Genomic DNA, 10,420 nt, shown 5'->3' with positions numbered 1-10,420 from the left:
TGCGATGAGCCAACCAACAGTTCTATGCGTGATCCTGAACTACCGCACGCCCGAGTTGACGCTGAAGGCCGCCGCCGCCGCCTTGACGGCGATGGAGGGGATTCCCGGCGAAGTCGTGATCGTCGACAATGACTCCGGCGACGGCTCCTTTGCCCAGATGTCACAGGCGGCCACGTCGCGGGGCTGGACCGCAGGCAACCGGCTGCGCGTGATCAGCGCCGGGCGCAATGGCGGGTTCGGCGCCGGGATGAATTTCGGGATGCGCGCGGGGCTCTCATCCGGCGGGACACCGGCGTTTTACTATCTGCTGAACTCCGACGCCTTCCCCGAACCGGGGGCGATCCGGCATCTGCGCGATTTCCTGATCGCCCACCCCACTGCCGGGCTGGCTGGCAGCCATGTCGAGGGCGAGGACGCCAAGCCGCACTGCACCGCCTTTCGCTTTCCCTCGATTGCCGGGGAATTCGAGACGGCGGCGCGCACCGGCCTGATCTCGCGCGCATTGAAACACGCCGTCGTGCCCCTGCCCCAGCCAAAGGGCGAGACGCAGGTCGACTGGACCGCCGGCGCCAGCCTGATGCTGCGCGCCCAGATGATCGAGCAGATCGGCGGTTTCGACGAAACATTCTTTCTTTATTTCGAAGAGACCGACCTGTGTCTGCGGGCCGCGCGGGAAGGCTGGTCGTGCTGGTATCTGCCGCAAAGCCGGGTGACACATCTGGGCTCGGCCTCGACCGGGATGAAACGCTGGACCCGCACGCCGGGCTATTGGTTCGAATCGCGGCGACACTATTTCACCAAGAACCACGGACATGCCTATGCCGCCGTCGCCACGCTTGCCCGGGCTGCCGGTCAGGCGATCTGGCTGCTGCGTCGGTTTCTTGAGCGTAAACCACAGACCGATCCTGAGCATTTTCTGCGCGACCTGTTCACCTATTCATTTGGAAAGCCCGCCACGCCCGCACCGGCGCGCGCCGTATCCGCCCCCTTGGCAGAGGACCGTAAATGACCCCGTTTTCCTGTGTATTGATTGGCAATGAATCCCTGTTGGTCGGCTGCGGCGAGGCCCTGCGCGAGCGCGGCCACGAGATCCGCGCGGTGGTTTCACGCGACCCCGAGATTCGGGCCTGGGCCAGCCAGAACGATCTGCCACTGGAAAAGACGATTGCCGCGCTGACCGAGCGGTTCGAACAAGGCGGCTTTGACTGGCTGTTTTCGATCGCCAATCTGGCCATGATCCCCGACGCGGTGCTGGCCCTGCCCGCAGGCGGCGCGGTCAATTTCCACGATGGTCCGCTACCGCGCTATGCCGGGATCAACGCCCCGGTCTGGGCGCTGATCGCGGGCGAGACCGACTATGGCATCACTTGGCACATGATCGAAGGCGGCGTCGACGAGGGCGATATCCTGGCGCAGGCGCTGTTTGCCATCGCCCCCGATGACACCGCACTTTCGCTCAACTCCAAATGCTACGGCGCGGCGATGGACAGTTTCCCCACCGTGATCGCCCAGTTGGAAAGCGGCGCGCCCAAGCGCACAGCGCAGGATCTGAACCTGCGCAGCTATTTTGCCCGCGATGCCCGCCCCGAGGCCGCGGCGCGGTTGGATTTTCATCGCCCGGCGGCGCATCTGGCAACGCTGGTGCGGGCGCTGGATTTCGGCGGTTACCGCAACCCGCTGGCTTGCCCGAAAATCGAGATCAACGGCCGTGTGCTGCTGGTCGGCAAGGCCGAGGTGGTGGGCGAGGCGCGCGGCCTGCCCGGCACGGTCATGACGGTCGCGGGCGACAGCCTGACGCTGGCCACCGGCGAGGGCGCGCTGCGGCTGGCGGCGCTGCGCACGACCGAGGGGGGCATGCTCAAGCCCGCCGATCTGGTCAAGCCGGGCGATCACCTGCCTTCGCCCGAGACCGAGGAGGCCCATCGCCTGACCGAAGCGCTGGCCGCCACGCAAAAGAACGAAAGCCATTGGCGTCGGGCGCTCTGCGCGATGCACCCGGTTTCGGTGCCACTGGCCAGCCCCCGCCCCGCCCAAGGGCCTCAAGGCCCCGAAACATGGGAGGCGCTGCGCATCGCCACCCCGGACGGGATCAGCCCCGAACGCGCCACGCTGGCCGTGCTGGTCTGGGCGCTGCTGAGCAGCGGTGAGGAGGCCGCCGATCTGGCGATGAGTGACCCCGCGCTGATCGCCGCCGAGGCTGCCGCGCCGGGCTATGTCGCGTCTTGGGTGCCGCTGCAATTGCGTCGGGACGCAACGCTGGCCGAAACCGCGCAAACCCTCGCGCAGGTCCGCACCCGGGCGGCACAATCCGGCTTCGCCCGCGACCTGATCGCCCGCGATCCGCAGATCGACTGGACCGGCGGCCCCGACATCGCGCTAATGCTGGACGGTGCCGACCCGCTACCCGGCAGCACCACCACCGTGAGCCTGCGCGGCGAACGGGTCAGCCTGCATGTGAACCGCGCCCGACTGGACGAGGACGCGGCCGAACTGCTGGCGCGCCGGTTGGAAGCCGCGATGCTGGCCGTGACACAGGCCGCGGAAGACAGCGAATTGGGCGCGCTCGACATCCTACCCGCCTCGGAACGGCGCAAAACGCTGGTAAGCTGGAACGACACCGCGCAGGAGTTCGACCCCGATCTGACCCTGCATGGCGCGATCGAGGCGCAGGTGGCCAAGACCCCCGAGGCCACCGCGATTGTCTTCGAGGATCGCGCGCTAAGCTATGCCCAGCTCGACGCGCGGGCCAATGCACTGGCCGCACGCCTGCGCGACAAGGGCGTGGCACCGGGGGCGCATGTCGGCCTGTACTTGCGTCGCAGCCCCGAGATGGTGATCGCGGCGCTGGCGATCCTCAAGGCCGGGGGCGCCTATGTGCCGCTTGACCCCGCCTATCCCGCCGACCGCATCGCCCATTACATCAGCGACAGCGCTGCGGCGGTGATCGTGACAGACGCCACTCTGCGCGCAGATCTGCCCACGACCGAGGCCAAGATCGTCGTGTTTGACGGCAACGGCGAACAGGCCGCGCGGGTCGATGGCGGCGCGACCGGGGCCGATCTGGCCTATCTGATCTATACCTCCGGCTCCACCGGCCTGCCCAAGGGGGTGATGGTCGAACATCGCAACGTGGCCAATTTCTTTGCCGGTATGGATGCGCGCATCGGCGTGCCCGAAAACGGCACATGGTTCGCCGTCACCTCGCTGGGATTTGACATCTCGGTGCTGGAGCTGTTCTGGACCTTGGCGCGCGGCTTCAAGCTGGTGCTCTCGGGCGAGGAAAACCGCGCCGTGGTGTCGCGTGGGCCGCTGGCAGTGAGCGAGCGTCATATTGATTTCAACCTGATGTACTGGGGCAATGACGACGGCGTCGGGCCAAAGAAATACGAGCTTTTGCTCGAGGGCGCGAAATTCGCCGATACGCACGGGTTCAACGCGGTCTGGACGCCAGAGCGGCATTTTCACGCCTTTGGCGGCCCCTATCCCAACCCTGCGGTCACGGGCGCGGCGGTGGCGGCGGTGACGCAAAATATCGCCGTGCGCGCAGGCAGCTGCGTCGCGCCGCTGCACCACCCGGCGCGGATTGCCGAGGAATGGGCGGTGATCGACAACCTGACCAACGGGCGCGCCGCCATTGGCATCGCCTCGGGCTGGCAACCGGATGATTTCATCCTGCGCCCCGAGAACACGCCGCCCAACAACAAGCCAGCGATGTTCGCCACCATCGAGACCCTGCGCAAGCTCTGGCGCGGCGAGGCGGTCGAGTTTCCCAAGGCCGACGGCACGATGCATTCCGTCGTCACCCAGCCGCGCCCGGTGTCAAAAGAGCTGTCGGTCTGGGTCACCACCGCCGGCAATCCCGAAACCTGGAAAGAGGCCGGGGCGATCGGTGCCAATGTACTGACCCACCTGCTGGGCCAATCCGTCGACGAGGTGGGCGAAAAGATCCGCCTGTATCACGCCGCGCTGCGCGAAAACGGCCATGATCCGGCCGATTTTACCGTCACCCTGATGCTGCACAGCTATCTGGCCGACACCCGCGAGCAGGCAGAACAGGTCGCGCGCGGCCCGATGAAGGACTATCTGCGCGCCGCCGCCGGGCTGATCAAGCAATACGCCTGGGCCTTTCCCGCCTTCAAGAAACCCAAGGGCGTGACCAATGCCTTTGAAATGGATCTCGGCGTATTGAGCGAAGAGGAGCTGGAAGCGATCCTCGATTTCGCCTTCGAGCGGTATTTCGAGGACTCCGGCCTGTTCGGCACCGTCGCGGACGGGCTGGCGCGGGTTGAACAGCTCAAGCGGATCGGGGTCGACGAGATCGCCTGCCTGATCGACTATGGCATCGCCCCCGATCTGGTGCTGGAGGGGCTGAAACCGCTGGCCGAGGTGCTGGCGCGTGCCAATGCGCCCAGCGCGCCCGAGGCCGACGACTTTTCGCTTGCCGCGCAGATCCTGCGCCATGACGTGACGCATATGCAATGCACGCCGAGCATGGCGCGGATGATCGCCATAAATGACGAGGCGCGGCTGGCGCTGGGGCGGGTGAAACACCTGTTGCTGGGCGGCGAGGCGCTGCCCGGTGATCTGGTCGCGGATCTGCGTGAATGCACCAGCGCGCGCATCCTCAACATGTACGGGCCGACAGAAACCACGATCTGGTCCACCTGCGAGACGGTCGGCGCGCAGGCGCGCGGCATCGTCAATGTCGGCACCCCGATCGCCAATACCGCTGTCTATGTGCTTGACCCCGCCGGACGTCCCGCCCCCATCGGCGTCCCGGGAGAGCTGTGCATCGGCGGTGCCGGTGTGACGCGCGGCTATTGGCAACGCACCGAGATGACGGCGGAGCGGTTCCCGCCCGACCCGTTCGGCCCCGAGATCGGACTTGCCGGCCCTCACCCGCTGCGCATGTATCGCACCGGCGATCTGGTGCGCTGGCGGGCAGATGGCAAGCTCGATTTCCTTGGCCGCACCGACCATCAGGTCAAGATTCGTGGCCAGCGCATCGAGTTGGGCGAGATCGAGACGGCACTTGCCGCCCACCCCGGCATCACCGGCGCGGTAGTCATCGCACGGAGCGGCGCGGCGGGCGATCAACGCTTGCTGGCCTATGTCACATCCGACACCCCGGTGGACGAGCCCGCCCTGCGCAAGGAACTGGCCCGCCACCTGCCCGAGGTCATGGTCCCGACCCGGATCACCCGGCTCGACGCCTTTCCGCTGACCCCGAACAAAAAGATCGACCGCAAGGCGCTGCCCGACCCGGCCCCGGCGCGCGCGCCGCGCCCAAATTCCGGGCCTGCTTCCGCACCGGCTGGCGGCGCGATCCCGGCGACGGCTGTCGCGAATACCGCCACAGGGGATGGGGCACAAACCCGGATCGCGGCGGTCTGGGGCGCCATCCTCGGGCTCGATCCCGCCAGCCTGCGGGCCGAGGATAATTTCTTTGCCCTTGGCGGCCATTCCCTGCTGGCGGTGCAGGCGCATCGGGAAATCCGCACGGCGCTGGCGCGGCCGGACCTGTCGATCACCGACATCTTCCGCTTTCCTACCTTGGGCGGGCTGACGGCGCATCTGAACGCGGGCAGCGACCCCGCCCCCGAACCGCCGGTGCAGCCCGAGCAGGACCGCAGCGAGACCATCTCGAAACGCCGGGCGATGCGCGACCGGCGGCGGATGCGCGCGGAATGAGCGCGGTGGCGACCCTCTGCCGTGAATCGCAGGCTTGGACGCTCGCGCGCCCGCTGCTGCCGGGCACGGTCGCGCTGGTCGCCACCGATCCAAACGCAGCGCAGCCTCCCGCCCTGCCGCAAGAGCGGGCCGCGCTGTCCGGGGCCCGGCCCGCCCGGTTGCGCGAATTCGATGCCGGGCGCGCGGCGGCGCGGCGCGCCATGGTGCAACTGGGCGCGCCCCCGGCCCCGGTCCTGCATGGGGCTGACCGCGCCCCGATCTGGCCCGAGGGGCTGGTCGGAACCATCACCCACGGCGCCGGGGCCTGTCTCGCCGCGCTGGCATATCGCCGCGACATGCAGGCGCTTGGGCTTGATCTGGAAGAGGCCGCGCCACTGGAGCCGGATCTGTTCGAAACCATCTGCACCGGAGCTGAATTGAACCATCTTGCGGCCCTGCCGCCGGACCAACGCGGCCTTAGGGCAAAGCTGATCTTTTCCGCCAAAGAGGCCGCCTATAAGGCGCAATACCCGCTGAGCCACACCCTGTTCGATTTCCAAACGCTGGAGATCGACATCGACACAGACGCCCCCGGCCAGTTTTCGGCCCGGTTCCTGCGCGCCATCGCCCCGTTTGCGGCCGAAAGCCGCCTGTCGGGCCGCTATGCCATCGGCGGCGGGCGGATCGTGACGGCAGTGGGGATTGCGACGTGAAATCTGCCCCTAGCTGAGCTAGATCTGGGGTAACGATGCGATTTAACCGCCAGAGGCCCTTCACCCGATGACCCTGCGCCCGTTCGTTTTTCTCATCGCTGCCACGCCGGTGCTCGCCGGACTGGTCTGGTGGTATTTGTCCAAACCCCGGCTGCCCGATGCGGCAAGCGTCGCGGCGGCCTATGCCACGCCGCTGGCGCCGCCCGAGGGGCCGATCGCGGTCTATCACCTTGGCCACTCGCTGGTAGGGCGCGACATGCCGGCGATGCTGGCGCAACTGGCGGGCCCCGGCCATCGCTACGCGCTGCAACTGGGCTGGGGCACCTCGCTGAAACAGCATTGGGAGCCGGACGTGGCGATCAATGGCTTCGAGGCCGAGAATGACACGCCGCATTTCCGCCCCGCCCGCGCGGCCATCGCGTCGGGCGACTATGACGCCGTGGTTCTGACCGAGATGGTCGAGCTGCGCGATGCGATCAAATCCCACGACAGCGCCAGATACCTGTCGAACTGGGCCGATCTGGCGCGGCAGGCCTCGCCCACGACGCGGGTCTATCTTTACGAGACATGGCACCGGCTGGATGATCCCGAAGGCTGGCTGAACCGGCTTGACGGTGATCTGGAAACCCTGTGGGAAAACAAGGTTCTGCTGCCCGATCTGGCGGGCGGCGGGGCGACGCGCCCGATCCATGTCATCCCGGCGGGCCAAGTCATGGCCGCTTTTACCCGAGCGGTTGAAGCCGCTGGCGGCGTCGAGAATATCCACAGCCGCGATGACCTCTTTCGTCGCGACGCCAAAGGCACCCGCGACAATATCCACCTGAACGATCTGGGCCATTACCTTGTGGCGCTTACCCATTATGCGGTGCTTTATGGCCGCAGCCCCGTGGGCCTGCCGCGCCAATTGAGCCGCGCCAACGGCACGACGGCCACCGCGCCCGGCCCCGAGGCCGCGCGGCTGATGCAAGAAATCGTCTGGCAGGTCGTCACCCCCTATCCCAAGACCGGAGTAGCCCCATGATCGCGCCGATCCGTTTCGCCCTGCTTCTGCTCAGCTTCTGCGCCATACTGGCGCCCCCCGTCCTGGCGCAGGAGACCCCGGCCCCGGAGGCGCAAGCGCTGCTCGCCGGGGACGGTCCACCACAGCCGATTGGCCCGGTGCCGATGGCAATCGAGCTGAACGCGGTCACCGACTGGAGCACGCAACAGCCCTTTATCGACGTGATGAAAACCGCGCGACCCTGGATCGGGCATCTCCCCGGCAAATGGGGCGGGATCGATCATGACGATCTGGCGCAGGCCGGCTATCTGGACGAAAACGGCTGGCCGATGGAAATCCCGCCTGAGCTCGGCTCGATCGGCACGGTGCTGCTGACCTCGATGCCGGAGCAGGCGCACACGCTGGCCGGGCATTATGTGCTGCGCTTCGAGGGCGACGGCATCCTCGAGGTCAAAGGCCAGGTCAGCAATGTCCACTATGGCGAGGGCGAGATACGCTTCGACTATGCCCCCAACCCCGGTCTCGTTGATATTCGCATCCAGCGCACCGATCGCAAGAAAACCGGCGACTACCTGCGCAACATCACCGTCGTGAAGGAAGACAACCTGGCCATGTTCGACGCGGGCGCGGTGTTCAACCCCGACTTCCTGCACGTGCTCGACGGGTTCGGCGCGCTGCGTTTCATGGACTGGATGCGGACCAACAACTCTGAAGTCATGCACTGGGCTGATCGCCCACAGATCGACGATTACACCTATTCCCTGCGGGGTGTCCCGGCCGAGGTGATGATCGACCTGGCCAACCTGCTGGGCGTGGACGGCTGGTTCAACATCCCGCATCTGGCCAATGACGACTATGTCCGTCGTTTGGCCACGCTGGTGCATGACACGCTTTGGCACGATCTCTCCGCCTATGTGGAGTTCTCGAACGAGGTCTGGAACTGGCAATTCAAGCAGGCCCGCTGGGCCGACCGCATGGCCCGCGAGCGTTGGGGCAAGGACAATGGCTGGGTGCAGTATTATGCCCTGCGCGCCAGCGAGGTGGCAGCGATCTGGTCCGATGTCTATGGCGCCGATGCCGACGCCCGGCTGATCAACGTGATCTCGACCCAGACCGGCTGGATGGGATTGGAACGTGATATCCTCGACCCGCCACACCTGAAACGCGAGCAACCCGAGCGCGCGCCGATCGCAAGCTATTTCGACGCCTATGCGATCACCGGCTATTTCGGCTATGCGCTGGGCAAGGAAGACCGCGCGCCGATGGTGCACCAGTGGATCGCGGACAGCCGCGCCTTGGCGGAGGCGGCGGCGGACAAAAAGGGGCTGTCCGGGCCCGCGCGCGAGACCTATGTCGCGGCGCATCAATACGACGTCGCCACAGCGCTGGCCTGGGCCGAGCTGCGCGACGGGCTGAGCAGCGGCAGTGAAGACGATACGCTGAACCAAATCGTGACCACCGTCTTTCCCTATCACGCCGAAGTCGCGCGCGAACACGGGCTTGATCTGATCATGTATGAGGGCGGCACCCATCTGGTCGGCATCGGCGAGATGGTGAACGACGACGCGCTGAGCGACTTTTTCATCCATCTCAATTACACACCCGAGATGGGCACGCTTTATACCGAGCTGATCAACGGTTGGCACGCGGCCGGGGGGCAGCTGTTCAACGTGTTTTCCGATGTGGCCGGTCCCAGCAAATGGGGCAGCTGGGGCGCGCTGCGTCACCTGTCCGACGACAATCCCCGCTGGGATGCGATCAAGGCGTTTCTGGCCCCCGTGTCAGACTAGCGCGCTGCAGGCCCGGCGGCGACAACCGCCGCGATATACCCGGCCAGCTTGGCCGCCTCGGCTTCGGCATCATGGCGCGCCAGAACCCGGGTGCGGCCCGCCTGCCCCATCCGCGCCAAGGTGGCGACGGGGGTGGTCGCCATCTCGGCCACGGCCACGGCCAGCGCCCCGGCATCGCCTGCAGGCACCAGCCAGCCGGTCTCGCCCGGGCGCACAAGTTCGGGGATGCCGGCGATATAGGTGGCAATCACCGGGCGGGCGGCGGCCATCGCCTCCATCACCACCATCGGCAGGCCTTCGGCGAAACTTGGCAGGATCAGCCCGTGCGCCGCCGTCAACTCGCGCCGCACCCCGGCCTCGTCCAGCCAGCCGGTCAAGGTCACCGCGTCGCCCAGCCCCTGCGCCGCGACAGCCTGTTCCAAGGCACCGCGCAATTCCCCATCCCCGACCAGTGTCAGATGCAGACCCGGGTGTGCCGCGCGCAGCTTTGCCAGTGCCTCGATCAGCAGCATCTGCCCCTTTTGTTCACAGAACCGCCCGATCGTGACCAGCCGCAGCGGCCCACCCGGCAGTGGCGCAGGATCGGCGAAGGCCCCCGGCTCGATGCCGCAATGCACCACCTTGATCCGGTCCCATGTGTCAAAGGCGGCCCAGCGGCAAAGCTGGCTGCGCCCGAACTGGCTGATCGCCACGGAAAAGGTGGCGCGATCCAGCTTTTCGCCCAGCGACAGCGCGGCGGGCGCGTCGAACTCTTCCGGGCCATGGGTGGTGAAACTATAGCCCGGCCCGCCCAGCGCATGGGCCAGCATCGCCACCGTGGTGGCGTTGGTGCCGAAATGGGCATGCATGTGCTCGACGCCAGCAGCCTCACAGCGATTGGCCACCTCGGCCGCCTCGGCCAGATAGATCAGATGCCGCGCCCGCCCCAGCGGCGAGGCGCGCCCAACCCGCAGTGCCAGCCGCAGTGCCGCCCATGTGCGCCCCGGATGGCGCAGGGCCCGCCCCGCCAGTGCCGCCAACAACCGCCCGGCGCCGCGCTCGAGCACATAGGTGGTGCGCGCCTCCTCCTCCCGGTCCTGGGCATCAACCAGCGGCAACGCGCTGCGCCGCATCGCCAGTCGCAGCACCTGCGCCCCGCCCCGCTCCAACGCGCGCAGCTCGCGGCGGATAAAACTATGCGAGGGCATGGGATAGGTGTTCAGCACATATGCAATCTTCACGGGCGCAACTTTCAGACAGGGACACTG

The 10,420-nt window shown here is 66.9% G+C and carries 6 protein-coding genes; 5 read left to right on the top strand and 1 reads right to left on the bottom strand.

All coding sequences use genetic code 11. The annotated features are described in order from the left end of the window. The first annotated feature begins 4 nt into the window (after nt 1-4). From E1B25_RS16665 to E1B25_RS16650, 5 genes are all read left to right on the top strand, one after another. The gene (locus tag E1B25_RS16665) at nt 5-1,009 is read left to right on the top strand and encodes a glycosyltransferase family 2 protein (protein WP_132830652.1); all 1,005 of its coding nucleotides are present in this window, start codon (nt 5-7) and stop codon (nt 1,007-1,009) included. After that, complete coding sequence (locus E1B25_RS16660; protein WP_132830651.1) at nt 1,006-5,691, top strand: MupA/Atu3671 family FMN-dependent luciferase-like monooxygenase; 4,686 nt, start codon at nt 1,006-1,008, stop codon at nt 5,689-5,691. Before E1B25_RS16665 ends, E1B25_RS16660 begins: the two co-directional genes overlap by 4 nt. Beyond that, complete coding sequence (locus E1B25_RS16655) at nt 5,688-6,383, top strand: 4'-phosphopantetheinyl transferase family protein (RefSeq protein ID WP_132830650.1); 696 nt, start codon at nt 5,688-5,690, stop codon at nt 6,381-6,383. The genes E1B25_RS16660 and E1B25_RS16655 overlap by 4 nt, the downstream gene beginning before the upstream one ends. A gap of 67 nt (nt 6,384-6,450) precedes the next feature. Beyond that, nucleotides 6,451-7,404 (top strand): hypothetical protein, encoded by a 954-nt coding sequence (locus E1B25_RS22370; protein WP_206338571.1) that lies wholly within the window; start codon nt 6,451-6,453, stop codon nt 7,402-7,404. Next, the gene (locus tag E1B25_RS16650; protein ID WP_206338570.1) at nt 7,401-9,173 is read left to right on the top strand and encodes a hypothetical protein; all 1,773 of its coding nucleotides are present in this window, start codon (nt 7,401-7,403) and stop codon (nt 9,171-9,173) included. The genes E1B25_RS22370 and E1B25_RS16650 overlap by 4 nt, the downstream gene beginning before the upstream one ends. Here E1B25_RS16650 and E1B25_RS16645 read toward each other — a convergent pair. Continuing rightward, on the bottom strand, nt 9,170-10,393 hold the full coding sequence (locus E1B25_RS16645) for a glycosyltransferase (RefSeq protein ID WP_132830649.1): 1,224 nt from the start codon (nt 10,391-10,393) through the stop codon (nt 9,170-9,172). The genes E1B25_RS16650 and E1B25_RS16645 overlap by 4 nt on opposite strands. Nucleotides 10,394-10,420 lie beyond the last annotated feature (27 nt).

Source organism: Antarcticimicrobium sediminis (assembly GCF_004348975.1).
In the GTDB taxonomy this organism is placed as follows: Bacteria; Pseudomonadota; Alphaproteobacteria; order Rhodobacterales; family Rhodobacteraceae; genus Antarcticimicrobium; species Antarcticimicrobium sediminis.
The sequence above is the reverse complement of the archived record's forward strand: the minus strand, read 5'-3'. Positions and strand labels throughout refer to the sequence as shown.

Coding starts and splice junctions, on each gene's coding strand:
- E1B25_RS16665 (WP_132830652.1), top strand. CDS start 5: ATGAGCCAACCAACAGTTCTATGCGTGATCCTGAACTACCGCACGCCC.
- E1B25_RS16660 (WP_132830651.1), top strand. CDS start 1,006: ATGACCCCGTTTTCCTGTGTATTGATTGGCAATGAATCCCTGTTGGTC.
- E1B25_RS16655 (WP_132830650.1), top strand. CDS start 5,688: ATGAGCGCGGTGGCGACCCTCTGCCGTGAATCGCAGGCTTGGACGCTC.
- E1B25_RS22370 (WP_206338571.1), top strand. CDS start 6,451: ATGACCCTGCGCCCGTTCGTTTTTCTCATCGCTGCCACGCCGGTGCTC.
- E1B25_RS16650 (WP_206338570.1), top strand. CDS start 7,401: ATGATCGCGCCGATCCGTTTCGCCCTGCTTCTGCTCAGCTTCTGCGCC.